We start from the raw sequence: 23,304 nt of genomic DNA, 5'->3' as shown, positions 1-23,304 counted from the left end.
GCGAGTACTTTCTGGGGGCGGCCATGGTCGATGTTCCTCTCATGAGAACCATCTGACCCTCTGTCAACACACTCCGCATCTCGGGGGAACCTCAACCCTGTCCGCATCGCCCGGCCAGGTGTTCAGCAGACAGCAACTCCTGGAAGCGGTCTGGCAACACAGCTACCACGGCGACGCGCGCCTGGTGGACGCCTGCGTGAAACGCCTGCGCGCCAAGCTGGGCGAACCCCCGCGCGAGCCCCGGCACATCCAGACCGTACGCGGTTTCGGCTACCGGTTCGCCGCCCGATGAGAGCCCTGGGAACACGTTTCCGCACCCATCGACTGCGCGGCCTGCGCATGCGGTTGGTGGTGGCGTTCGCACTCGTCGCCGCCGTCACCGCCACCACCACCGGCGCGCTCACCTTCCGGGAGGCGCGCACCGGAGTGCTCCAGCAGAGCCAGGACACCGTGATCAAGCTGCTGCGCACCCAGGTGACCCGGCTGGCCCCCGACCTCGCCTTCCCGCCCGACGAGGCCGAACTGCGGCGGTTCGCGTCCGAGGTGGCCGGCGCCGAGCAGTCGGGCGCCTGGCGGGTGCTGGTCGCCTACCGCGGCCTGGAGGCCACGTCCGTGCCCGACGACCCGTTCAAGGAGCTGACGCCCGCCCTGCGCGAGGCCGTGAACTCCAGTTCGGCCACCGTCTTCCAGCGCGTCAACCGCGTGGACCACACGGCGCTCCTCGTCGGCATGTCGGTCGCCTTCGCCCCCGTCGACTCCTCGGGCGTCAAGCCCCTCTCCGGCGTGAAGGTGTTTCTGACGGTGCCGCAGACCACCGAAGAGGCCTACGTCGACGCCCTGGTCACCGCCGTGGAGCGGGCCGCCGTCCCCGCCCTGGTCCTCGCTGTCCTGCTCGCGCTGCTCGCCGCCCGCGGGGTGCTGCGGCCGGTGCGGGCGCTGCGGGACGCCACCCGCAGCATCGCCGAGGGCCGGCTGGACACCCGGCTCGCCGTCGACGGCTCCGACGAACTCGCCGAGCTGTCGCACACGTTCAACGAAACGGCCGCCGCCCTGGAGGAGTCGGTGGCCGAACTGCGCGGCATGGAGGCCCGGGCCCGTCGTTTCGCCGCCGACGTCTCGCACGAACTGCGCACTCCGCTGGCCGCCATGTCGGCCGTCACCGACGTCCTCGACGAGGACGCCGTGCAACTCGACCCGGACACCGCCACCGCGGTCCGGCTGATCAGCGAGGAGACCGTGAAACTGGCCCGACTGGTCGACGACCTGATGGAGATCTCCCGCTTCGACGCGGGCGCGGCGGTCCTGCACCTGGACGAGATCGACCTCGCCGAATCCCTTCGGCGGACCCTTGCCTCCCGCGGCTGGACCGACACGGTGAACGCCGTGCTGCCGGCGCCGAACGCGCTGCGCGGACGCGTCGACCCGCGTCGCCTCGACGTCGTCGTCGCCAACCTGGTCGGCAACGCGCTGCGGCACGGCGCCCGGCCGGTCCGGTTGCGTCTGTCCGAGGGCGACGGGCCGGGCGGTGGGCGGTGGGCGGTCATCGAGGTGCTGGACAGCGGGCCCGGCATCCCCGACAGCGTGCTGCCCCATGTCTTCGAACGCTTCTACAAGTCGGACGCCGCACGCTCCCGGACCGAGGGCAGCGGCCTGGGACTGTCGATCACCGAGGAGAACGTCCGGATGCACGGCGGCACCGTCCGGGCGGAGAACCGGCCGGAGGGCGGCGCCGTCTTCACCGTGAAAATCCCGCTACGGCGGGACGAGTCGGCCGAGGAGGCGCGACCGTGAGCGCCGTAAACCGAGCCGCGTCCCGAGCCGCGTCCCGAGCCGTGCTGCTGTGCGTCCCGGCCCTGTGCGCACTGGTCTCCTGCGGAATTCCCGCGACCGGTGTGGTCGAGGCGGGCGGACCCGCCCACGGGATCGCGCCGACGGTACGGGTCTACCTCGTCGCCGACGGCGCCCTGGTCGCCGTCCCCCGCAAGGTCGCCGGACAGGTCGACGTCGAGTTGGCCGTGGAGGCGCTCCTTTCGGGCCCGACGGACGCGGAGCGGGCGAGACGCCTGACCACGCAGCTGCCACAGATGTACTCCTGGTCCTCCTTCCTGAATGCCTCCCCCGCCCCCGAGCAGTCCGGAGTGCCCACCACTGCTCCGTCCATGGCGGCCCCCGCCACCGACGACCCGGAGTCGACCTCCGTCCAGGTGACCACGCAGGACGGCGAGGTGGCGATCCAACTGAGCTCCGTCCGCAGCGAGTTGACCGAACTCGCCGCGGCGCAGCTGATCTGCACGGCCGTCGACGCCCGCCACGTCGTCGTCCCCGAGATCGAGACGGTGACCGTGACGGTGACGAACGCGGTCGGCCGCAGCGTCGAGGGATCCGGTGCGGGTTGCCCCGAGCCGTGAACCGCGCGCCGTGCCCCGACCTGTCGACCGTGCAGGTCATGGACCCGTTCAATTGCATTGCACGAGACGTCTCGTCTCGCCTACCGTCGACGGCATGACCAGTCGCCCCGCCCATATCGCCATGTTCTCCATCGCCGCCCACGGCCACGTGAACCCGAGCCTCGAGGTGATCCGCGAACTCGTCGCGCGCGGGCACCGGGTGACGTACGCGATCCCGCCCGTCTTCGCCGACAAGGTCGCCGGCGCCGGCGCCGAGGTCAAGCCATGGCGCTCGACGCTGCCCTCACCCGACGACGACCCCTCCGCCTGGGGAGACACCCTCCTGGACAACGTGGAACCCTTCCTCGCCGACGCGATCCAGGCGCTGCCTCAGCTGATCGAGACCTACGACGGGGACGAGCCGGACCTCGTCCTGCACGACATCACCTCCTACCCGGCCCGCGTCCTCGCCCACCGCTGGGGCGTCCCCGCGATCTCCCTCTCGCCCAACCTCGTCGCCTGGAAGGGCTACGAGGAGGAAGTCGCCGAACCGTTGTGGGCCGAGCCGAAGAAGACAGAGCGCGGAAAGGCTTACTACGCCCGTTTCCACGCCTGGCTGGAGGAGAACGGGATCACCGAGCACCCCGACTCCTTCGCCGGCCACCCCGCCCGCTCCCTCGTCCTGATCCCCAGAGCGCTGCAGCCCCACGCCGACCGGGTCGACGACAGCGTGTACACGTTCGTCGGCGCCTGCCAGGGCGACCGTGCGGCCGAGGGCGACTGGACCCGGCCCGCCGGCGCGGAGAAGGTCGTACTCGTCTCACTGGGCTCGACCTTCACCGACCGGCCGGACTTCTACCGGGAGTGCGTGCGGGCCTTCGGCGGACTGCCCGGCTGGCGCCTCGTGCTCCAGATCGGCCGGCACGTCGACCCCGCCGCGCTGGGCGTCGTACCCGACAACGTCGAAGTACGGTCCTGGATACCGCAGTTGGCGGTGCTGAGGCAGGCCGACCTGTTCGTCACGCACGCCGGTGCGGGCGGCAGTCAGGAGGGGCTTGCCACGGCCACGCCGATGATCGCCGTACCGCAGGCCGTCGACCAGTTCGGCAACGCCGACGTGCTGCAGGGGCTCGGTGTGGCCCGGCGCCTCGACACGTCGGACGCGACGGCCGAGGCCCTGCGGGAGGCCGCCCTCGCGCTCGTCGACGACCCGGAGGTCGCCGTCCGGCTCCAGGAGATCCGGGCGGAGATGGCCGACGAGGGCGGCACCCGCCGGGCGGCAGACCTCATCGAGGCGGAACTCCCCGGCTGAGAACGGAAGATGAGGGACCGTCGACTACCCCGGTAAGTCGACGGGCCCTCGGTTCAGGGTGGTTCAGATGCGGTTGAAGCTCCCGGAAACAGCTGACTCCGTCAGACCCGCAGCCGCTCGCCCTCGTCGTCCCGGGTCACCGGCGGGAGCGCCTCCGGCGACTCGTCGTGCGTGAGGTCCGGCAGCCGGTGCAGCCACTTCGGCAGGTACCAGTTGCGCTCGCCGAGCAGCGCCATCACGGCCGGGAGCAGCACGCCCCGGATGATCGTCGCGTCGATCAGGACCGCGGCCGCCAGACCCACGCCCATCTGCTTCATGGACTGCATGGACAGCGTCCCGAAGATCGCGAACACGGCCACCATGATGACGGCGGCACTGGTGACCACGCCCGCCGTGGTGACGACGCCGTGCTCGATGGCCTCGTTCGTCGTACGGCCCCGCATCCGCGCCTCGCGGATCCGTGAGACGACGAACACGTGGTAGTCCATCGACAGGCCGAACAGGATCACGAAAAGGAACAGCGGCAGCCAGGTGATGATGGCGCCGACGCCCTCCGCGCCCACCAGCGACGCGCCCCAGCCGTGCTGGAAGACGGCCACGAGGATGCCGTAGGCCGCGCCCACCGACAGCAGGTTGAGCGCGATCGAGGTGACCGCGATCGTCAGCGACCGGAACGACAGCAGCATCAGCAGGAAGGCGAAGACCACGACGAACGCGAAGACGGGGGCGACGGCTCCGCCCAACTGGTCGTTGAAGTCCTGCGAACCGGCCACCTGACCGGTGATCGGCGCCTGCAGGCCGTCGACCTTGCCGAGCGTCGCGGGCCGCACCTCGTCGCGCAGCTTGTCCAGGCTGGCCCCCGCCTTGTCCAGGTCGGAGCCGCCGACCAGCGGGACGTACACGTAGGCGACGTTCTGCGCGTCGTGCAGCTTGATCTCGACCGGACCCCGGGAGGCGCCCGAGCTGACCGCCTGCTGCTTGAACTGTTCGAGCGCGGTCTTCACCTCGGCGGCGTTGATGTCGTCCGCCTTGACGATCACTTCGGCGGGCTCGGAACCGCCCGGGAAGGCGTCGTTGACCCGGTTGTAGGTCTGCACGATGGGCAGCGAGTCGCCGAACTCCTGGTCCAGCGTGAGGTTCTGCGTCTTCATGCCCACCGCAGGAGCGGCGATCGCGAGCAGCGCGCCGGCCGCGACGACGAGCGAGACGGCGGGCTTGGCGAGGACGACCTTCAGGACGGCGCTCCAGAACCGGCTGCCCTCCTCGGCCCGTCGGCCGCCCGCCTTCTTACGACGCTTGTCCGGGTGCAGGAACGGAATGCGCCCCTTCTCCACCCGCTCGCCGAGCAGCGACAGCAACGCCGGGAGAACGGTCACCGAACCGACCATGGCGACGGCGACCACCATCAGGGAGGCCAGGCCCATCGCCTGGAACGTGGCGAGCCCGGTGAACATCATGCCCGCCATCGCCACGCACACGGTGACGCCGGAGACGATCACGGCCCGGCCGCTGGTCGCCGCGGCGATCCTGAGAGCGGTTTCCGGATCACGTCCCGCGGCCCGCTCCTCGCGCTCCCGGCGCAGGTAGAACAGGCAGTAGTCGACGCCCACGGCCAGACCGACCAGCAGCATCACGGAGCTCGCCTGGTCGTCCATCGGCTGGATGTGGCTGACGATGCTCATCAGGCCCATCGTCGCGATGATCGCGGTCATCGCGAGCGCCACCGGCAGCAGCGCCGCCACCAGCGCGCCGAAGGCGATCAGCAGGATGCCCAGCGCCACCGGCACGGCGGAGTACTCGGCCTGCTGGAAGTCGTCGCCGAACGCGTCGTTGAAGGTCTTCATCATGCTGGCGCCGCCGATCTCCTCGATCCGCAGCGAGGAGTGCTCCTTCCCGACGCCCTCGACGGCCTTGAGCACCGGCTCGACCCGGTCGCCCGCGGTGTCGGAGTCGCCCCGCATGTCGAACTGGACGAGCGCGCTGCGGCCGTCCTTGGAGATCGTGTGCGAGTCGTACGGCGAGGTCACGTCGGTGACCGCGCCCGTCCCGTCGACGGCCTTGACGACCGCGGCGACGGCCGCCTTGAACGCGGCGTCCGTGGCCTTGACGGAACCGTCCTTCGACTGGACGAGGACGGTCTCACTGGCCGGTTCGTCGATCCCGGCGTCCTCGACGATCCGGGCGGCCGTGCGGGTCTCACCCGACAGCTGGTCACTGTCCTTGACCTCGACCGTGCCCGCCGCCGAGCCGATCCCCATGGCCAGGACGACGAACAGCACCCAGATCCCGACGGCGGCCCATCGGTGCCGGGCGCTCCAGCCGCCGGCCCGCGCGGCTATGCCCCGCACCCGTGTGTCTCCGTTCCCCATGACGGGCCTGCCCCCTTGTGATGCGGTGACAGCCCCCTGCCGTCACCTTTCGATTCGAAGGTATGGGCTGGATAAGGCCGTCTCGTCGTGCTGCCCGGTGACCTGCCGGACACCCGAGTCCTCCCGTCGGACCCCGCCGTCTCACCGCTGGGGAGGACAGTGGCCCCTTACATCTATCCGGCGATCTCGGGGCTGCCGATCAGGGTCCCGGCCGATGGCGAAGGCCGGATGGGTGCGTGCGGAAGTCCGGTGAACACGTCACGGACCTGTGGAGAAGTACGGCTGCTCTTGCTCCGCGCCCCGCCGATCGGTCAGAGTTTCCGCTCGGCCTCCACCTCGGCCGGGGCCGCCGTGCTCACCCCCACGGGGCACGACGGCCGTTTATGGTGTGCGGATGACGACGACGTACGCGGCGCTGCTGCGCGGCATCAACGTGGGGGGCAGCAAGAAGGTCCCGATGGCCGAACTGCGCACCCTGCTGGAGGGGATGGACCTCGGCGATGTGCGCACGTACCTCCAGAGCGGCCAAGCCGTCTTCTCCTCCGCCCACGGAACCGAGGAGAGCCTCGCCGCCGAGATCAGGGCCGCGATCGAGAAACACTTCGGCTTCGGCGTCGACGTCGTCGTGCGCGACCACGCGTTTCTGAAAGCGGTTGTCGACGCCTGTCCGTTCCCGGCCGCCGAACTGGAGGCCAAGCAGCTTCACGTCACCTACTTCTCCGCCCCCGTCGACGAGGAGCGCTACGCCGGCATCGACCGCGACGCCCACCTCCCCGAGGAGTTCCGCCTCGGCGACCGCGTCCTGTACCTGTACGCCCCCGACGGCCTCGGCCGCTCCAAGCTCGCCGAGCAACTGTCCAGGCCCCGCCTCAACAAGGGGCTCGTCGCCACGACCCGGAACTGGAACACCGTCGTCAAGCTGGTGGAGATGACACGAGCCTGACGTGCGCACGACTGTGCGAGGCTCGTCCCATGCGCTACATCATCATTGGAGCAGGGGCGGTCGGGGGCACGGTCGGCGGACGGCTGGCCGAGGCCGGACAGGAGGTCGTGCTGGTCGCGCGCGGCGCGCACGGAGCGGCCCTCGGCGAGCGCGGACTGCGGCTCAGGGTGCCGGAGGGCGAGCTGACACACCGGCTGCCCGTCGTCGACGGACCGGCCGCACTCGGCACGCTGCGCGCCGACGACGTCCTCGTCCTGGCCGTCAAGACCCAGGACGGCGAGGCGGCACTCCAGGCGTGGGGCCCGGCCCCGGTGGCGGGCGGCGGCACGGCCGCCGAGCGGCTGCCGCTGGTCTGCGCACAGAACGGCGTGGAGAGCCCACGCCTGGCCCTGCGCCGCTTCCGGCACGTCTACGGCGTCTGCGTCTGGCTGCCCTCCACCCACGTCGAACCGGGCGTCGTCTCCGCCGCCGGCGCCCCGCTCACCGGCATCCTCCACCTCGGCAGGTACCCGCACGGCGCCGACGACACGGCCCGCCGGATCGCCGCCGACCTGGAGAAGGCGCGCTTCGAGGCGCCGGTCGTACCGGACGTCTCCCGCTGGCAGTACGCGAAACTGCTCTCCAACCTCGGCAACGCCCTGGAAGCGGTGAGCGGCCCGATCGGCGACCCCGACGCCCAGGCCCTGTTCGAACGCGTGCGGGCCGAGGGCGAGGCCGTGCTGCACGCCGCCGGGATCGCGCACGTGGGCGCCGAGGAACAGCGGGCGGTACGCGGAGACAAGGTCACCCTCGTCCCGCTCGACGGCGTCCCACGCGGCGGCGGCTCCTCCTGGCAGTCCCTCAGCCGCGGCGCCGGCAGCATCGAGGCCGACTACCTCAACGGCGAGATCGCGCTGCTGGGCCGCCTGCACGGCGTGCCGACCCCGCTGAACGAGTTGCTGCAACGGCTCGCGAACCAGTTCGCACGGGAACGCCGGGCGCCGGGGTCGCTGCCGGTGGGGGAGCTGATCCGCCTGGCCGACGAGGCGGACTCCGTCGCCCGGTAGGGAGCGGGCGCGGTCGGGCTCCGGGAGTCTCAGGAACCGATTCAGGAACCGATTTCGGTTTCGGTACCGGTTTCGTGCCGGGTTGCGAGTGTCCGTGCCGGTCGACTGGCGGAGCGGCCCTGAGACGGCGGGGGGCGCCGTGACCGGCGGCGTCCCGCTGTCGGTCAGGCGCCGACAGCCGCCAGCGCCGGCGTCCGTGCCGCGTCGTACCGCTCCAGCAGCACCCGCGCCACCTCCGGCGCCGGGCCCAGCACCTCGGCCAGGACGTCCGCCTCCGCAGCGCCGCGCGCGATGCGGTCCGGCAGGAAGCCGGGGGCCAGGACGTACGGTGCGACGGCGACCCGCGAGCAGCCCAGCGCCCGCAGTTCGCGGACCGCGTCCTCGGTGCGCGGGAACCCCGCGGGAGATCCAGCGGAGGCGAACGCAGGCCGCACGGCACACCAACCGGTGCGCCGCCACTCCCGCGCGATTTCTGCGATCACTGCGATCGCCTCCGGGTCCGTGGACCCCGCCGAGGCCAGCACGACCCCGGTCGAGGACTTGTCGGCGGGCGTCAACCCCGCCTCGTACAACCGCCGTTCCAGGGCGGTGAGCAGCAGCGGCGAGGGACCGAGGACATCGGCCTGCCTGATGCGCAACTGCGCCGGCGCCTCTCGCAGGACCGCCGGGATGTCCGCCTTCGCGTGGAACGCGCGGGTCAGCAGCAGCGGCAGCGCCACGACGTCACGCACGCCCTGCGCCGCCAGCGACTCCAGCACCCCGTGCACGGACGGGAGGGTGAAGTCCAGGAAACCGGTCTCCACGCGCAGCCCCGGGCGCAGCGACCGTACCCGCCGCACCAGGGCATGGACGGCTCTGGCATGCCGCGGATCGCGGCTGCCGTGGGCGATCACCACCAGCGCGGGGGGAAACGGTTTCCTGTGCATGGGACTTCGGCTCAGCCCTTCACCAGCAGACCGCGGCTGCGCAGCACCCACCGCTCCAGCGGGCTGAAGATCAGCAGGTCGATGGCGATGCCGACGAACAGGATGAGCAGGATCGCCTCGAACACCATCGACATGTCACTGGCGTTGCGGCCGTTCTCCAGCAGCTGACCCAGACCGACGCCGAGGTCCGGGAAGGACGCGATGATCTCCGCCGCCATCAGCGAGCGCCACGAGAACGCCCAGCCCTGCTTCAGACCCGCCACATAGCCCGGCAGCGCGGCCGGCAACGTGATGTAAACGGTCCCCCGCAGACCGGTGGCGCCCATCGTGCGGCCCGCCCGCAGGAACAGCGGCGGCACCTGGTCGACGCCCGACACCAGTCCGTTCGCGATGGACGGCACCGCGCCGAGCAGGATCACCGCGTACATCATCGAGTTGTTCAGACCCAGCCACAGCACGGCCGGCGGCACCCACGCCACCGACGGCAGCGACTGCAGACCGGACAGGATCGGGCCGATCGCCGCCCGCACGAACTTCACCCGCGCCACCAGCAGACCCAGCGGGGTGCCGATCGCCAGGGCGAAGAGGAAGCCGAGCAGACCGCGCGAGACGCTGGTCCAGATGTAGCCGAGCAGCTCGCCCTGGAGCCAGGCGTCCCGCAGCGTGTGCCACACGTCCAGCGGAGAGACCAGCTTCGTCGGGTCGTCGACCACCTTGAAGGTGATCTGCCAGACGACCAGCAGCAGCGCGGTCGCGATGATCGGCGGCAGGATCTTGTCGACGAACGTCCGCCGGAAGGGCGTGCGGACGGTCGGCGCGACCACGTCGAGCGCGTCGAGGCCCGCCTCCACCCCGGCCAGCTCCGTGGACGCCTTCGTCACCGTCGTCTTCGTCTCAGTGCTGGCCATGACGGCGGATCTCCCCACGCAGGACTTCGGTGATCTCGATGGACAGTTCCGCCACGGGGGCGTCCTCGATCCGGCGCGGCTGCGGGATGTCGACCGTCCACTCGCGCGCCACCCGGCCGGGCCGGGAGGACAACAGGACGACACGCTGTGCGAGCCGCACCGCCTCGCGCACGTTGTGCGTGACGAACATGACGGACAGCCCCGTCTCCTCCCAGATCCGGGTCAGCTCGTCGTGCAGCACGTCCCGTGTGATGGCGTCCAGCGCCGCGAACGGCTCGTCCATCAGCAGCAGTTGGCTTTCCTGCGCGAGGGCGCGGGCCATCGCCACCCGCTGCCGCATACCGCCGGAGAGTTCGTGTACGCGCTTGCCGTACGCGCCCTTCAACCGGACCAGTTCGAGCAGCTCCTCGGCCTTGCCGCGCCGTTCGGGCTTCGCGACCCCCCTGAGCTTCAGGGCGAGCTCGATGTTCTTGCCCGCGGTCAGCCACGGGAAGAGAGCATGCTCCTGGAACATCAGCGCCGGGCGGCCGTTGGTCGTGATGGACCCGGCGGTGGGCTCGTCGAGCCCCGCCACCAGGTTGAGCAGCGTGGACTTGCCGCAGCCCGAGGCCCCCAGGAGGGTGACGAACTCGCCGGGAGCGACATCGAGGGTGATGTCGTCCAGGACGAGCTGCTGCCCGCCCGGTCCCGCGAAGGACTTCGAGACGTGCTCAAGGCGTGCCGCGTACTCCACGGACTCGGTGGACTCTGCGGCCTTGGCGAAGGTCGTTGCCATGGTCGTCACCTCCTGGGAACTCATCGGACTCGATCAGCCGACGCCGAGACCGGCGTCGTCGACCGCGGACTCGCCCTCGGCCTTGAGGACCTTGTTCAGGAGCGTCAGGTCGTAGATGCCCTTGAGGTCGGGCTGCTTCAGCAGGCCCGCCTTGACGGCGTGCGTCGCCTCGGTGTTGAGGGTGGAGGCCAGCGGGTCGTTGATGAACTGGATCGACGTCCACGCCGGGTCCAGGACCTTCGTGGGCAGCGCCTTGCCGGAGTCCGCCTCCAGCTGCTTGTTCGCCGCAGCCTTGGCCTCCGCCGGGTTGGCGTTGATCCACTTGTTGGTCTCGACCGAGCCCTTCAGCACGGCCTCGACGACCTTCGGGTGCGCCGTGAGGAACTTCTGCGACACGATGATGTTCGTGATCACGAACTTCTTGTCGGGCCACAGCGACGCCTCGTCGAGCAGCACCTTGCCGCCCTCGGCGACCAGCTTGGACGCGGTCGGCTCCGGCACCCAGGCGCCGTCGATCGAACCGGCCTTGAAGGCGTCCGGAGTCACCTTGTTGTCACTGCGCACGACGGTGACGTCGCCCTTGCCGCTCTGCGCGTCGACCTTCCAGCCCTGGTCCGCGATCCAGTTCAGAAACGCCACGTCCTGCGTGTTTCCGAGCTGAGGCGTCGCGATCTTCTTGCCCTTGACGTCCTTCAGGGACTTGACCTTGTCCGGGTCGACGACGAGCTTCACCCCGCCGGACGCCGAACCGCCGATGATGCGCAGGCTCTTTCCGTCGGACTTCGTGTAGCCGTTGATCGCCGGCGAGGGACCGATCCAGCCGATGTCGATGGAACCGGCGTTCAACGCCTCGATCTCGGACGGACCGGCGTTGAAGGTCGCGTACGACGCCTTGGTGGCGCCCAGCGCCTTCTGGAAGATGCCCTGCTCACGGCCGACCAGCGCGGTCCCGTGTGTCAGGTTGCCGAAGTAGCCGATCTTGACGGTGTCGAGCCCGTCGATCTTCTCCGACCCGGCGGCGACCTTCTCGTTGGCGTTGTCTTCCTTGGACTCGGAACCGTAACCGCAGGCGGCGAGGGCGAGAAGGGGGAGTGCGGCGACCACGGCGGCGCCGCGGCGGAGAAGCTTTGAGCGGTTGGCAGGCACGGGAGGGGTTCCTCTCGTTGGCCCGGCGGTCACGGTCTTTCAGGTCGTGGCCGGGAAATCGGCAAAGGGTCTTCGTCGCTTCCGGGACGTCGGGTGGGGGGAGAGGGCGCGCAGGCAGTGCGCGTACGTCACCGCGCACATCGCGCCACTCCGCCCTGCCCGCTGCCGAGGGCGCCGCTGCCGACGCGGCCGCCCTCCTTCGCGAACGTCGAGTAGAAATCGGTCGGGTTCATGTCTCAGAAGTCCCAACCGTCGTCGTCGGACTCGTCCTTGACCGGCACCGGCGACGCGAACGACTCGCCGACCATGCCCGCGGTGAGCGTGGTGCCGTCGGCCGGGTCGATCAGGATGAACGAGCCCGTACGGCGCGAGTCCGCGTAGGAGTCCACCGGAAGCGGCTCTGCCGTGCGGATCTTCACCCGGCCGATGTCGTTGGCGACGAGCTGTCCCGGGTGCGGGTGCAGGGACAGGTCGTCGAGCGTGAGACGGGACGGGATGTCCTTGACGATGGCCTTGACCGTGCGGGTGCCGTGCTTGAGCAGCACCCGGTGGTTGACGGTCAGCGGCTGGTCGGCCACGTGGCAGACGGTCGCCTCGATGTCCTGCGTGGTCGCCGGGGCGTCCTTGCTGGGCACGATCAGGTCGCCGCGCGAGATGTCGATGTCGTCCTCCAGGAGGAGCGTCACCGACTGGGTGGTCCAGGCGACGTCGACCGGCTCGCCGAGCAGGTCGATGCCGGAGATCTTCGACGCGCGGCCGGACGGCAGCACGGTCACCGCCTCGCCGACACGGAACGAACCCGCGGCGATCTGGCCCGCGTAACCCCGGTAGTCCGGGTGCTCGGCGGTCTGCGGGCGGATCACGTACTGCACGGGAAGCCGCGCGTGGCAGTGGCTCAGGTCGTGGGTGACCGGGACCGTCTCCAGGTGCTCCAGGAAGGTCGGGCCGCCGTACCAGTCCATGTTCGCGGACGGGTCCACCACGTTGTCGCCGGCCAGCGCCGAGATCGGGATCGCGGTGATCTCCGGGACGCCCAGCTCCAGCGCGTACGCCGTGAACTCCTCGGCGATCGCGGCGAAGACGGACTCCTGGTACTCGACCAGGTCCATCTTGTTGACGGCGAGGACCACGTGCGGGACGCGCAGCAGCGCGGCGATCGCGGCGTGCCGGCGGGTCTGCTCGACGACGCCGTTGCGGGCGTCGACCAGGATCACCGTCAGCTCGGCCGTGGAGGCGCCCGTCACCATGTTGCGGGTGTACTGCACATGCCCCGGGGTGTCGGCGAGGATGAACCGCCGCTGCGGCGTGGCGAAGTAGCGGTACGCCACGTCGATGGTGATGCCCTGCTCGCGCTCGGCGCGCAGACCGTCCGTCAGCAGCGCGAGGTCGGGGGCGTCCTGGCCGCGGCTCGCGGAGGCGCGCTCGACGGCCTCCAGCTGGTCGACCAGGACCGACTTGGAGTCGTGCAGCAGCCGGCCGACGAGCGTGGACTTGCCGTCGTCGACCGAACCGGCGGTCGCGAACCGCAGAAGGGTGGTCTCGGTGAGTTCCGTGGTCGTGCTCATGCTTAGAAGTACCCCTCGCGCTTGCGGTCTTCCATCGCGGCCTCGGACATCTTGTCGTCGGCGCGGGTGGCGCCGCGCTCGGTGAGCCGGGAGGCGGCGATCTCCGTGATGACCTGCTCCAGCGTCACGGCGTCCGAGTCGACGGCGCCCGTGCAGGACATGTCACCGACGGTCCGGTACCGGACGAGCCGCTTCTCGACGCTCTCGCCGTCCTTGGGCCCGCCCCACTCGCCCGCGGTCAGCCACATGCCGCTGCGGGCGAACACCTCACGCTCGTGCGCGAAGTAGATCTCCGGCAGCTCGATGCCCTCGCGGGCGATGTACTGCCAGACGTCCAGCTCGGTCCAGTTGGAGAGCGGGAACACGCGGACGTGCTCGCCGGGTGCGTGGCGGCCGTTGTACAGGTTCCACAGCTCCGGGCGCTGGCGGCGCGGGTCCCACTGCGAGAACTCGTCCCGCAGGGAGAACACGCGCTCCTTGGCGCGGGCCTTCTCCTCGTCCCGGCGTCCGCCGCCGAAGACCGCGTCGAACTTCTCCGCCTGGATCTTCTCCGTCAGCGGCAGCGTCTGCAGCGGGTTGCGGGTCCCGTCCGGGCGCTCCTTGAGCACACCCCGGTCGATGTAGTCCTGCACGGAGGCGACGTGCAGCCGCAGCCCGTGCTCCGCCACCGTCCGGTCACGGTACTCCAGGACCTCGGGGAAGTTGTGCCCGGTGTCCACGTGCAGCAGGGAGAAGGGAACCGCGGCCGGCGCGAAGGCCTTCAGCGCCAGATGCAGCATGACGATGGAGTCCTTGCCGCCGGAGAACAGGATCACCGGCCGTTCGAACTCGCCGGCCACCTCGCGGAAGATGTGCACCGCCTCGGACTCCAGCGCGTCCAGGTGCGAGAGGGCGTACGGGGCGGCCGTACCCTCCTCGACCGCAGCGACGGTCGTCGTCATGCCAGTCCCCTTTCGGTGAGCAGCGCGTGGACCGCGGCCGCGGACTCCTGGACGGTCTGGTGCTGCGACTCGATGCGCAGATCGGGCGTCTCGGGCTCCTCGTAGGGGTCGTCGACCCCGGTGAGCCCGGACAGCTCGCCCGCCGCCTGCTTGGCGTACAGACCCTTCACATCACGCACGGAGCACACGTCGACGGGGGTCGCCACGTGCACCTCGATGTACGCCGCCCCGCCCTCCTGGTGGCGCCCCCGCACCGCCTCTCGGCTGTCCGCGTACGGCGCGATCACCGGGACGAGCGCCTTGACGCCGTTGCGGGCGAGCAGTTCGGCGAGGAAGCCGATGCGCTGCACGTTGGTGTGCCGGTCCTCGCGGCTGAAGCCGAGGCCCGCGGAGATGAACTCGCGGATCTCGTCACCGTCGAGCACCTCGACGAGGTGGCCCTCCTCGCGCAGCCGGCCGGCCAGCTCGTACGCGATGGTGGTCTTGCCGGCACTCGGCAGACCCGTGAGCCAGACGGTGGCTCCGGTCGTCACGTTCGTCTCCTGAATGTCTGTCGTCGTCATCCGTGCAGCCCGCACTCGGTCTTGGCGCTCCCGGTCCAGCGGCCTGCGCGCGCGTCCTCGCCCTCCAGGACGCGGCGGGTGCAGGAGGTGGGGGCGCAGCCGACGGACGCGTAGCCGTCCATCAGCAGCGGGTTGGTCAGTACGCCGTGTTCGGCGACGTAGGCCTCCACGTCGTCCTGGGTCCAGCGGGCGATCGGGGAGATCTTGACCTTCCGGCGCTTCTCGTCCCAGCCGACGACCGGGGTGTTCGCCCGGGTCGGGGACTCGTCGCGGCGCAGACCGGTCGCCCAGGCCGCGTAGTCGGTCAGGCCCTGCTCCAGCGGCTGCACCTTGCGCAGCTTGCAGCACAGGTCGGGGTCGCGGTCGTGCAGCTTAGGGCCGTACTCCGCGTCCTGCTCGGCGACCGTCTGGCGCGGCGTGAGCGTGATGACGTTGACGTCCATCACGGCCTCGACCGCGTCGCGGGTGCCGATGGTCTCCGGGAAGTGGTAGCCGGTGTCGAGGAACACCACGTCCACGCCGGGCATGGCGCGCGAGGCGAGATGGGCGACCACCGCGTCCTCCATGGACGAGGTCACGCAGAAGCGCTTGCCGAAGGTGTCGGCCGCCCACTGGAGGATCTCCAGCGCGGAGGCGTCCTCCAGGTCACGGCCGGCCTGCTCGGCGAGCGCCTTCAGGTCCTCCGTCGCCTTCTCTTCCTGAACCGCGGTCATATGTCGTCTCCCCCTGCTTCGGAGTGCTGAAGACCCCGGGCGAGCAGCCCGAGGAACTTCAGCTGAAAAGCCCGGTTGCACGCGGCGCATTCCCACGCGCCGTGGCCCTGCTCGCTGGGACGGAGGTCCTCGTCGCCGCAGTAGGGGCAGTAGAAAGGGGCGGCCCGCTCGCTCATGAGAGGGCCTCCTCGCTGGCACGCGAGGCCCAGGCGGCGAATCGCTCGCCGTCCTCGCGCTCCTTCTGGAACCGCTTCAGCACACGTTCCACGTAGTCCGGCAGCTCGTCCGAGGTGACCTTCAGACCACGCACCTTGCGGCCGAACCCGGCTTCCAGACCCAGCGCACCGCCGAGGTGCACCTGGTAGCCCTCTACCTGCTCGCCCTGGTCGTTGAGGACCAGCTGGCCCTTGAGACCGATGTCCGCGACCTGGATACGGGCGCAGGCGTTCGGGCAGCCGTTGAGGTTGATGGTGATCGGCTCGTCGAACTCCGGGATGCGGCGCTCCAGTTCGTCGATCAACTGGGAGCCCCGCGCCTTGGTCTCGACGATGGCGAGCTTGCAGTACTCGATGCCGGTGCAGGCCATGGTGCCGCGCCGGAAGGGGGACGGCTTGGCGGTCAGGTCCAGCGCCTCCAGGGCCTCGACCAGCGGCTCGACCTGCGCCTCCTCGACGTCGAGGACGATCATCTTCTGCTCGACGGTCGTACGGACCCGGCCCGAGCCGTGGGCCTCCGCGACCTCGGCGATCTTCGTGAGCGTGGCGCCGTCGACGCGGCCGACGCGCGGGGCGAAACCGACGTAGAAGCGGCCGTCCTTCTGGCGGTGCACACCGACGTGGTCGCGCCAGCGGCCCGCGGGCTCGGCGGGCGCGGGACCGTCGACCAGCTTCCGCCCCAGGTAGTCGTCCTCCAGGACCTGGCGGAACTTCTCCGCGCCCCAGTCGGCGACGAGGAACTTCAGCCGGGCGCGGGTACGCAGGCGGCGGTAGCCCCAGTCGCGGAAGATGCCGACCACACCGGCCCACACCTCCGGCACCTCGTCCAGCGGCACCCAGGCGCCGAGCCGGACGCCGAGCTTCGGGTTGGTGGACAGGCCGCCGCCGACCCACAGGTCGAAGCCGGGGCCGTGCTCGGGGTGCTCGACACCGACGAACGCGATGTCGTTGATCTCGTGGACGACGTCCAGGAGCGGGGAGCCGGAGATCGCCGTCTTGAACTTGCGCGGCAGGTTGGAGAACTCGTGGCTGCCGATGTACCGGTCGTGGATCTCGTCGATGGCGGACGTGCCGTCGATGATCTCGTCCTCGGCGATGCCGGCGACCGGCGAGCCGATGACCACACGCGGGCAGTCGCCGCAGGCCTCGGTGGTGGACAGCCCGACGGCCTCCAGCCGGTTCCAGATCTCCGGCACGTCCTCGATGCGGATCCAGTGCAGCTGGATGTTCTGCCGGTCGGTGACGTCCGCGCTGCCGCGCGCGAACTCCTGCGAGATCTCGCCGATCACGCGCAGCTGCTGGGTGGTGAGGCGTCCGCCGTCGATGCGCACCCGCAGCATGAAGTACTTGTCGTCCAGCTCCTCCGGCTCCAGGATCGCGGTCTTGCCGCCGTCGATCCCGGGCTTGCGCTGGGTGTACAGGCCCCACCAGCGCATACGGCCGCGCAGGTCGTTGGGGTCGATCGAGTCGAAGCCGCGCTTGGAGTAGATCGTCTCAATGCGTGTCCGCACATTGAGACCGTCGTCGTCCTTCTTGAACTGCTCGTTGCCGTTCAGCGGGGTGTGGTGCCCCGCGGCCCACTGGCCCTCACCGCGGTGACGGCTCACCTTGCGGCGGGGAGTCGCGGCGGCAGGGTTCTGCGGGGTGGCGGCCATGGTTGATACGTCCTTCGGGACAGGCGGGGAGGGGCTCTGACCTGCGCGTACGGGCGCATAGAGACATGCGTGCGCGTCATTGCGCAGGGAGGAGGCTGAAAACGTGCGGAAACCGGCGGCGGTGCGGCTCAGCGCGCCGGACAGATGGCGCTGGACATGCGGCCGAGGTCGACGTGTCGCCGACTCACCAAGGCAATTCCAGTTCCGGACATGACGAAAGCGTGTCACGGCGATCTGGACACAGTCCAGCTTCGTCCGCGATGCGGACACCCTTGTCCCGAAATGCGAGACAAGGGTGGCGTCGATCACATGCCGCGCGCGGGCTCTTGTCCGCGCAGGTCGCAGCGGGTATGAGCGGCAGGTCGGGCCGGGAACGCGTCAGGCCGGGAACGCGCCCGGCCAGGGGCCTGGCGCGGACACCTCGGGCTTCTCCTCGACCGTGGTGTCGAACAGCTTGAAACCGCGCCGCTGGTAGTTGTCCATGGCGTGCTCCCCGTCCAGGCTGCACGTATGCAGCCACACCCGCTTGGTCTGCGGCAACCCGGGCCAGCGGTCCGCGAGCTCCCATGCGCGGGCGGCGCCGTACGACAGCAGATGGCCGCCGATCCGCCGCCCCCGGAAAGCCGGGATCAGGCCGAAGTAGACGATCTCCACGACTCCGTCGTCCTGCGGCGCCAGCTCCACGTATCCGGCCGGAGTGCCCCGGTCGTACGCGACCCAGGTCTCGACCCCCGGGCGCGCCAGGTGCTCCTGCCACTGCGCGTACGTCCAGCGCAGCCGGTCGATCCAGCGGATGTCCCCGCCGACGGACGCGTACAGGAAACGGCTGAACTCGGGGGAGGGGACCTCGGAGCGGACGATCCGGACGTCGTCCTCGGGCGCGGCGGCCGGGAGGAGGTCGCTCGGGTCGGTCTGCTCCAGGGACCAGGTGGTCACGGGGATGTTGGTCATGCCCGTCAGGGAACCATCTACCTGCTCGCTGTGTCGATCGATGCCAGTGGCAGCGCGAAGAGCACCCGCCCCGACTGGGTCCAGACCTCACCGGTCTCCGCCCAGTAGGAAAGGGATTCCGGCTGTGCGCTCCAGCAACTGTGCGTTTCCGCGGTACCGCACGTCGCGGCCCGTGCCCGGTCCGCCTTGCCGTCCGCCTTGCCGTCCCCCTCGCCGTGCGCCCTGCCGGCGGTCTGCCGCCACAGCGTCCCGTGCTCGTCCTGCGGGCCGGCGGCGCGGGTCACGTACCACTGTGATCCGTACGACAGCACTCCCCGTACGCCCGTCACCTTCGTCTCGTACGCCTCCGAGGCGCCCACCCGCCCGGTGGCGCCTGCCGCGAGCAGCCCCGCGTGCCCGGGGGCGGTGCTGAAGGGGTAGCGCCACAGGCGGGCGCCCCGGTCGCCGTCGTCGAGGGTCCACTCCCCGGCGACCAGGCTGTCCGGCGCGGTGCTGCGGTCGAGGGAGACGGTTGCGGGGTGCGGGGCCTCGGAATCACCGCTCAGCTCGTAGGAGCCGATGGCCGGCAGTACGAAGCGGTAACCGTTTGCCGACCAGCCGCCCGGCACCCGGCCGACCGCGTCGCTCGCGACGGTGGCGCGCTGGACCCGGTTCATGTCGTAGACGTACAGCGCGGTCCGTTCCCCGTCGTCGGCCGTGACCAGCAGCTTGTCCTGGTACCAGACCATGCCGGAGACATGGGAGACCAGACCTCGGTAGTCACGCCCGTCGGCGACCGGGACGGCGAGCAGGGCCCAGGTGTAGGAGAGGTGGTTCAGGTCTCCCGCGTTCACGAAGCCGACCCGGGCCAGCCCCCGGTCGGCAGCTGTGCCGCCGCTGCGCGACCAGCCGGAGAGGATCACCCGGTTGGCGCCCCAGGCGCCGTCGTCGTCCGCGTCCCCCGACGTGGTGACCGCGCCCGGCTGCCAGCCCTCGGTGTCGTCCGTGTTCCAACAGTACGCACGGGTGGCCACGGGGGAGACCGGCAGGGCCCTGCGCTCGGCGGGCGAGCAGTCGATCGCGTCCCGCAGGGTGCGGTCGGCGCCGTCCAGCACCGCGCTGACGCCGACCGGCCGGCCCATTCCCGCGGCGAGGCGGTTCAGGGAGGCCTGCGGTACCAGGTTCTCCGTCAGTCGCAGTTTCCCGGTGTCGGCCGTGGCGGTAAGCGGTTTCAGAGCGCCGGGACCGTCGTCGGTCACCGTTGCCTGGGAAGCGCTGATCATGGTGGCGGCAGCGGTGAGCGCGAGAGCGGTTCCGGACAGGAACGCGCGCAGTGCCCTGCCTCGCCTGCGCCGGCGGTGTCGGCCGCGATGCTTCATTCGTCCTCCCGAGGCGGGCCAACTGCGCCTGATGATCCGTACGTTGACCGAGGAGCAGGTGGGGTGACCCGTAGAGGGATGCTACGGCAGTCGGCCGCAGTTCAGGACGAAGACCTCGCAAATATGCGGAAGATGCCATCGGAGGAACTCCGGTGAGCCATGGTTGCTACGGTGCCGACGCCCGGTTCCGCGCCACGGCGGGCGCGGTCGAATGCGGCAACAGGCCCATCGGATCGGCCGGAAGGAGCACCTCGACCTCGGCATCCTCGCAGAAACGATACGGTTGGTGTTCCAGGAAACCTCCCAGATACCGCCGCACCCGGGACATCTCGGCTCGCACCGTCACCGTACGGCCCGGGTCGCCGAACACGTCCTCGGCCAGGCCCGCCGCGCTGCGGCCGCCACGGTGCGTCGCCAGCAGGTAGAGCAACTCGGCGTGCCGGGGACTCAGCTCGTGCGACCACGATCCCGCACCCCCCGACACCGTCACCGACCAGCGCCGGGGCCGGGTCAGGTCCAGCACGATCCGGGTCGCGCCGCTCGGCGGCGGCTCGGCGGCGTCGTCCACGGACCGCACCAGCCAGCCCCCGGCCAGCGGCTCGATCGAGCACAACCCCAGCGTGGGCAGCCAGCGGCGCCCCGGCGACGGCGACTTGGGCAGCGCGATCCGGCTCGCGTACGGCATCCCGGTCACCGCGGCCGTCCAGCCGTCCGCGTCCACCGCCGCCGCCCGACCGCCGAGCCGGGCCAGCACCGGGGCCGCGACCGCACGCAGCCGTTCCAGCGAGTTCAGGTGTTTCTCCCGCAGCCTGGACTCGGCGAGCTTCGCCACCGAGTCGACCCAGGCGAGGGTGGCCGGATGCATCGTCTCCAGCGGGCCGCTGACATCGACCACGCCGAGGAGCCGGCCGTTGCGCGGGTCGGTGATCGGGGCGCCCGCGCAGGTCCAGGTCGCGTGCGAGCGCACGAAGTGCTCGGCGGCGAACACCTGTACGGGCCGACGCACCACCGCCGGCGTACCCACCCCGTTCGTGCCGACCACCGCCTCGCCCCAGTCCGCGCCCAGTTCGAAGCCGAGCCCGTCGGCCTTGCGCAGCACCGGGTTGCAGCCCTCGCGCCACAGCACCCGGCCCTCGTCATCGGCGACGACCATGATGTGGTGAGCGACGTCCGCGACCGACAGCAACCCTTCCCGCAACACCGGCAGCACTTCCCGCAACGGCGACTCCTCCCGCCGTCGCCGCACCTCGTCGGTGCTGAGCAGCCCCGCTCTGAAATCATGCTCGGGGTCGACACCGCTGCGCAGCATCCGCTCCCAGGACTGCTCGATCACGGGACGCGGAGCGAGACGCGCCGGCTGGCCGGCCAGCCGGGCGTCGCGCACCTCGTTGAGCACCCGCGCCGCCCGCGCGGCGTCGACGGCCGCGAGCTGCGGCACGTTCATCGGTGGCATCGCCACTGGGCCTCCCGGGGAGCACAGGCGGACAACCGGATGTCAAGCTCCTGCGCCGCCTGTTTCCGGTCTTGCTGAAGGTTCCCATCTTGCCGCGCACGCGGGATCGAGGGGCAGAGTCCGGACACAACCACCGACACGTTGCAACCCTCTGCAACCCTGGTGAACATCCACAGGGTGTTTGAAACTTGAGCCACGCCGCCCCGAGCGGCGATTCTGGCCTCGCAGGGCCATTGCGGCGGGGGTGGTGCCGTGTCGGCGCAGCACCACCCCCGCTTCCTGTCTCCGCGCGTTCCTCAGGCCGGCGCGGTCAGAGTCGGGGCTGCGCCCGGTCGACGATCGCCGCCAGGTCCAGGCTGTGGGGCAGCGTACCGAAGGCCGCACCCCCGTCCCCGCCCAGCCGCGAGGCGCAGAACGCGTCGGCGACCTCCGGCGGCGCGAACCGTACGAGCAGCGCCCCCTGAAGCACCAGAGCGAAACGCTCCGCCAGCCGCCGGGCCCGCCCCTCGACGCCGTCCAGATCCGCCAGCTCCGTCAGCAGGCCCTTGATCGCCCCGTCCAGCCGGTGATCGGCCCCGCGCGCCCGGCCCACCTCCTGGAGATACGCGTTCAGCGCCTGCGGCTCCCGCTGCAGCGCCCGCAGCACATCCAGCGCCTGGACGTTGCCCGCGCCCTCCCACACCGAGTTCAGCGGCGACTCACGCACCAGCCGGGGCATCCCCGACTCCTCCACGTAACCGTTTCCTCCCAGGCATTCCGACGCCTCCACCGCCACCGGCGCACAGCGCTTGGTCACCCAGTACTTGGCCGCCGGAACCGCGATCCGCAACAGCGCCCGCTCCTGCTCGCCCCCGTCGTCGTAGGCCGCCGCCAGCCGCAGCGCGAGCGCGGTCGCCGCTTCCGACTCCAGCGCGAGATCGGCCAGAACATTGCGCATCAACGGCTTGTCGAGGAGCTTCCCACCGAACGCCTCACGGTGGGTGCAGTGGTGGATCGCCTGCGCCACCGCCTGCCGCATCAGCCCCGCCGAACCCAGCACACAGTCCAGCCGGGTCGCCGCGACCATGTCGATGATGGTGCGCACCCCGCGCCCCTCCTCACCGACCCGTCGCGCCCACGTCCCGTCGAACTCGACCTCACTGGAGGCGTTGGACCGGTTTCCCAGCTTGTCCTTGAGCCGCTGGAGGAGGAAGACGTTACGGGTACCGTCTTCGAGAACGCGCGGCACGAGGAAGCACGTGAGCCCGCCTCCATCCCGGAACGGCGCCGTCCGGGCGAGAACCAGGAAACCGTCCGACATCGGCGCCGAACAGAACCACTTGTGCCCGGTCAGCTCGTACGTCCCGTCCTCGGCGAGAGGAGCGGCAAGCGTCGTGTTCGCCTGTACGTCGCTGCCACCCTGTTTCTCCGTCATCCCCATCCCGAACAGCGCCCCCGCCTTCAGACGCGCCGGCCGCAGCTCGCGGTCGTAGATCGTGGACGTCAGCCGGGGCTCCCACTCGGCGGCCAACTCCGGATCGGTGCGCAGCGCGGGCACCGCCGCATGGGTCATCGACAACGGACAGCCGTTGCCCGCCTCGACCTGCGTCCACACCAGGAACCCCGCCGCCCGCCGCACATGCCCGCCCGGCCGCCCCCAGGCATTCGTCAGCTCCGCCCCGACGCCCTTGCCGAGCAGCCGGTGCCACGCCGGATGAAAGTCGACCTCGTCGACGCGATGGCCGTAACGGTCGTGGGTGCGCAGTTTCGGCGGATACGCGTTGGCCTGCACCGCCCACTCCTGCAACTGCGCCGATCCGGCCGCCCGCCCGAGCGCCGACAACTCGCCGCGTGCCTCGTCGAGCAGCTCCGGATCCAGGTGCCGCTCCACGGCAGCCACCAGTGCCTGGTCGGTGCCGTAGACGTCGTACCCGGTCAGGGGCGGGGGCTGGTTGGTCACGGTGTGCGTGCTGCCTGCCATAGCCCGAACCTACCGTTCCTGGAGACTGAGCGGGTCGTCACGTCCTGTTGCCAGGGCTTGTGCTCAGCCGGGCGCCCCGAACGGTGTTGGGCGTCCTGGTCTGCCGCGTTCGCTCCGC

At 70.7% G+C, this 23,304-nt stretch carries 20 protein-coding genes and 2 pseudogenes; 6 read left to right on the top strand and 16 right to left on the bottom strand.

Going from position 1 to position 23,304, the window contains the following annotated elements; all coding sequences use genetic code 11:
- Nucleotides 1-94: 94 nt before the first annotated feature.
- From ACIBAF_RS46555 to mgt, 4 genes and pseudogenes are all read left to right on the top strand, one after another.
- Nucleotides 95-292, top strand: a pseudogene (locus ACIBAF_RS46555) (helix-turn-helix domain-containing protein); the annotation flags it as partial.
- Nucleotides 289-1,791, top strand: coding sequence for a sensor histidine kinase (locus ACIBAF_RS46550; protein ID WP_399472439.1), 1,503 nt, complete (start codon nucleotides 289-291; stop codon nucleotides 1,789-1,791). The pseudogene ACIBAF_RS46555 and the gene ACIBAF_RS46550, both read left to right, overlap by 4 nt.
- Nucleotides 1,788-2,408: a hypothetical protein gene (locus ACIBAF_RS46545; RefSeq protein WP_399472437.1), complete on the top strand. Its 621-nt coding sequence runs from the start codon at nucleotides 1,788-1,790 to the stop codon at nucleotides 2,406-2,408. The genes ACIBAF_RS46550 and ACIBAF_RS46545 overlap by 4 nt, the downstream gene beginning before the upstream one ends.
- Nucleotides 2,409-2,459: 51 nt before the next feature.
- Nucleotides 2,460-3,699 (top strand): annotated as a pseudogene (mgt, locus tag ACIBAF_RS46540) (macrolide-inactivating glycosyltransferase).
- A gap of 101 nt (nucleotides 3,700-3,800) precedes the next feature.
- On the opposite strand, the gene ACIBAF_RS46535 reads toward mgt, so the two are convergent.
- Nucleotides 3,801-6,068: an MMPL family transporter gene (locus ACIBAF_RS46535; RefSeq protein ID WP_399472435.1), complete on the bottom strand. Its 2,268-nt coding sequence runs from the start codon at nucleotides 6,066-6,068 to the stop codon at nucleotides 3,801-3,803.
- A 394-nt stretch (nucleotides 6,069-6,462) separates the two neighbouring features.
- On the opposite strand from ACIBAF_RS46535, the gene ACIBAF_RS46530 reads away from it, so the two are divergent.
- Together ACIBAF_RS46530 and ACIBAF_RS46525 are read left to right on the top strand one after the other, a co-directional pair.
- The gene (locus tag ACIBAF_RS46530; RefSeq protein ID WP_399472433.1) at nucleotides 6,463-7,011 is read left to right on the top strand and encodes a DUF1697 domain-containing protein; all 549 of its coding nucleotides are present in this window, start codon (nucleotides 6,463-6,465) and stop codon (nucleotides 7,009-7,011) included.
- Between the two features lie 29 nt (nucleotides 7,012-7,040).
- On the top strand, nucleotides 7,041-8,057 hold the full coding sequence (locus ACIBAF_RS46525) for a ketopantoate reductase family protein (protein WP_399472431.1): 1,017 nt from the start codon (nucleotides 7,041-7,043) through the stop codon (nucleotides 8,055-8,057).
- Between the two features lie 164 nt (nucleotides 8,058-8,221).
- Here ACIBAF_RS46525 and ACIBAF_RS46520 read toward each other — a convergent pair whose 3' ends face one another.
- The 15 genes from ACIBAF_RS46520 to ACIBAF_RS46450 form a co-directional block, all read right to left on the bottom strand.
- Nucleotides 8,222-8,983, bottom strand: coding sequence for a sirohydrochlorin chelatase (locus ACIBAF_RS46520; protein ID WP_399472429.1), 762 nt, complete (start codon nucleotides 8,981-8,983; stop codon nucleotides 8,222-8,224).
- Nucleotides 8,984-8,994: 11 nt separating this feature from the next.
- Nucleotides 8,995-9,891 (bottom strand): ABC transporter permease, encoded by an 897-nt coding sequence (locus ACIBAF_RS46515; RefSeq protein ID WP_399472427.1) that lies wholly within the window; start codon nucleotides 9,889-9,891, stop codon nucleotides 8,995-8,997.
- Nucleotides 9,878-10,690 carry an ABC transporter ATP-binding protein gene (locus tag ACIBAF_RS46510; protein WP_399472425.1) on the bottom strand — a complete coding sequence of 271 codons (813 nt, stop codon included), beginning with the start codon at nucleotides 10,688-10,690 and terminating at the stop codon, nucleotides 9,878-9,880. The genes ACIBAF_RS46515 and ACIBAF_RS46510 overlap by 14 nt, the downstream gene beginning before the upstream one ends.
- 9 nt (nucleotides 10,691-10,699) lie before the next feature.
- Entirely contained in the window at nucleotides 10,700-11,812 is a 1,113-nt protein-coding gene (locus ACIBAF_RS46505; protein ID WP_399472423.1) for an aliphatic sulfonate ABC transporter substrate-binding protein, read from the bottom strand.
- Nucleotides 11,813-12,048: 236 nt separating this feature from the next.
- Nucleotides 12,049-13,377: a sulfate adenylyltransferase subunit 1 gene (locus ACIBAF_RS46500; protein ID WP_399472421.1), complete on the bottom strand. Its 1,329-nt coding sequence runs from the start codon at nucleotides 13,375-13,377 to the stop codon at nucleotides 12,049-12,051.
- A 2-nt stretch (nucleotides 13,378-13,379) separates the two neighbouring features.
- Nucleotides 13,380-14,318, bottom strand: coding sequence for a sulfate adenylyltransferase subunit CysD (gene cysD / locus ACIBAF_RS46495; RefSeq protein WP_399472419.1), 939 nt, complete (start codon nucleotides 14,316-14,318; stop codon nucleotides 13,380-13,382).
- Nucleotides 14,315-14,851, bottom strand: a complete 537-nt coding sequence (gene cysC, locus ACIBAF_RS46490; protein ID WP_399472417.1) for an adenylyl-sulfate kinase — start codon at nucleotides 14,849-14,851, stop codon at nucleotides 14,315-14,317. The genes cysD and cysC overlap by 4 nt, the downstream gene beginning before the upstream one ends.
- A gap of 26 nt (nucleotides 14,852-14,877) precedes the next feature.
- Nucleotides 14,878-15,594, bottom strand: coding sequence for a phosphoadenylyl-sulfate reductase (locus ACIBAF_RS46485; protein WP_399472415.1), 717 nt, complete (start codon nucleotides 15,592-15,594; stop codon nucleotides 14,878-14,880).
- Nucleotides 15,591-15,770, bottom strand: a complete 180-nt coding sequence (locus tag ACIBAF_RS46480) for a hypothetical protein (RefSeq protein ID WP_099932046.1) — start codon at nucleotides 15,768-15,770, stop codon at nucleotides 15,591-15,593. Before ACIBAF_RS46480 ends, ACIBAF_RS46485 begins: the two co-directional genes overlap by 4 nt.
- Complete coding sequence (locus tag ACIBAF_RS46475; protein ID WP_399472413.1) at nucleotides 15,767-17,464, bottom strand: nitrite/sulfite reductase; 1,698 nt, start codon at nucleotides 17,462-17,464, stop codon at nucleotides 15,767-15,769. Before ACIBAF_RS46475 ends, ACIBAF_RS46480 begins: the two co-directional genes overlap by 4 nt.
- Nucleotides 17,465-17,592: 128 nt before the next feature.
- Nucleotides 17,593-17,676: a putative leader peptide gene (locus tag ACIBAF_RS46470; RefSeq protein WP_310591794.1), complete on the bottom strand. Its 84-nt coding sequence runs from the start codon at nucleotides 17,674-17,676 to the stop codon at nucleotides 17,593-17,595.
- A 166-nt stretch (nucleotides 17,677-17,842) separates the two neighbouring features.
- A complete protein-coding gene (locus tag ACIBAF_RS46465) occupies nucleotides 17,843-18,415 on the bottom strand; it encodes a GNAT family N-acetyltransferase (RefSeq protein ID WP_399472411.1) in 573 nt (190 codons plus the stop codon).
- Nucleotides 18,416-18,432: 17 nt separating this feature from the next.
- Entirely contained in the window at nucleotides 18,433-19,773 is a 1,341-nt protein-coding gene (locus ACIBAF_RS46460; protein WP_399472409.1) for a hypothetical protein, read from the bottom strand.
- 166 nt (nucleotides 19,774-19,939) lie between these two features.
- Nucleotides 19,940-21,217 carry a GAF domain-containing protein gene (locus ACIBAF_RS46455; protein ID WP_399472442.1) on the bottom strand — a complete coding sequence of 426 codons (1,278 nt, stop codon included), beginning with the start codon at nucleotides 21,215-21,217 and terminating at the stop codon, nucleotides 19,940-19,942.
- Nucleotides 21,218-21,536: 319 nt separating this feature from the next.
- Nucleotides 21,537-23,186, bottom strand: a complete 1,650-nt coding sequence (locus ACIBAF_RS46450; RefSeq protein ID WP_399472407.1) for an acyl-CoA dehydrogenase family protein — start codon at nucleotides 23,184-23,186, stop codon at nucleotides 21,537-21,539.
- Nucleotides 23,187-23,304: the final 118 nt, after the last annotated feature.

It is taken from the genome of Streptomyces sp. NPDC051677 (assembly GCF_044453465.1).
GTDB lineage: Bacteria > Actinomycetota > Actinomycetes > Streptomycetales > Streptomycetaceae > Streptomyces.
The sequence above is the reverse complement of the archived record's forward strand: the minus strand, read 5'-3'. Positions and strand labels throughout refer to the sequence as shown.

Bases quoted from the DNA above. Each gene is read 5' to 3' on its own strand.
- ACIBAF_RS46485 (WP_399472415.1), bottom strand. From the start codon at position 15,594: ATGACCGCGGTTCAGGAAGAGAAGGCGACGGAGGACCTGAAGGCGCTC.
- ACIBAF_RS46450 (WP_399472407.1), bottom strand. From the start codon at position 23,186: ATGGCAGGCAGCACGCACACCGTGACCAACCAGCCCCCGCCCCTGACC.
- ACIBAF_RS46550 (WP_399472439.1), top strand. From the start codon at position 289: ATGAGAGCCCTGGGAACACGTTTCCGCACCCATCGACTGCGCGGCCTG.
- ACIBAF_RS46455 (WP_399472442.1), bottom strand. From the start codon at position 21,217: ATGAACGTGCCGCAGCTCGCGGCCGTCGACGCCGCGCGGGCGGCGCGG.
- ACIBAF_RS46480 (WP_099932046.1), bottom strand. From the start codon at position 15,770: ATGAGCGAGCGGGCCGCCCCTTTCTACTGCCCCTACTGCGGCGACGAG.
- cysD (WP_399472419.1), bottom strand. From the start codon at position 14,318: ATGACGACGACCGTCGCTGCGGTCGAGGAGGGTACGGCCGCCCCGTAC.
- ACIBAF_RS46535 (WP_399472435.1), bottom strand. From the start codon at position 6,068: ATGGGGAACGGAGACACACGGGTGCGGGGCATAGCCGCGCGGGCCGGC.
- ACIBAF_RS46460 (WP_399472409.1), bottom strand. From the start codon at position 19,773: ATGAAGCATCGCGGCCGACACCGCCGGCGCAGGCGAGGCAGGGCACTG.
- ACIBAF_RS46475 (WP_399472413.1), bottom strand. From the start codon at position 17,464: ATGGCCGCCACCCCGCAGAACCCTGCCGCCGCGACTCCCCGCCGCAAG.
- ACIBAF_RS46465 (WP_399472411.1), bottom strand. From the start codon at position 18,415: ATGACCAACATCCCCGTGACCACCTGGTCCCTGGAGCAGACCGACCCG.
- ACIBAF_RS46510 (WP_399472425.1), bottom strand. From the start codon at position 10,690: ATGAGTTCCCAGGAGGTGACGACCATGGCAACGACCTTCGCCAAGGCC.
- ACIBAF_RS46515 (WP_399472427.1), bottom strand. From the start codon at position 9,891: ATGGCCAGCACTGAGACGAAGACGACGGTGACGAAGGCGTCCACGGAG.
- ACIBAF_RS46530 (WP_399472433.1), top strand. From the start codon at position 6,463: ATGACGACGACGTACGCGGCGCTGCTGCGCGGCATCAACGTGGGGGGC.
- ACIBAF_RS46520 (WP_399472429.1), bottom strand. From the start codon at position 8,983: ATGCACAGGAAACCGTTTCCCCCCGCGCTGGTGGTGATCGCCCACGGC.
- ACIBAF_RS46525 (WP_399472431.1), top strand. From the start codon at position 7,041: ATGCGCTACATCATCATTGGAGCAGGGGCGGTCGGGGGCACGGTCGGC.
- ACIBAF_RS46500 (WP_399472421.1), bottom strand. From the start codon at position 13,377: ATGAGCACGACCACGGAACTCACCGAGACCACCCTTCTGCGGTTCGCG.
- ACIBAF_RS46470 (WP_310591794.1), bottom strand. From the start codon at position 17,676: ATGTCCGGAACTGGAATTGCCTTGGTGAGTCGGCGACACGTCGACCTC.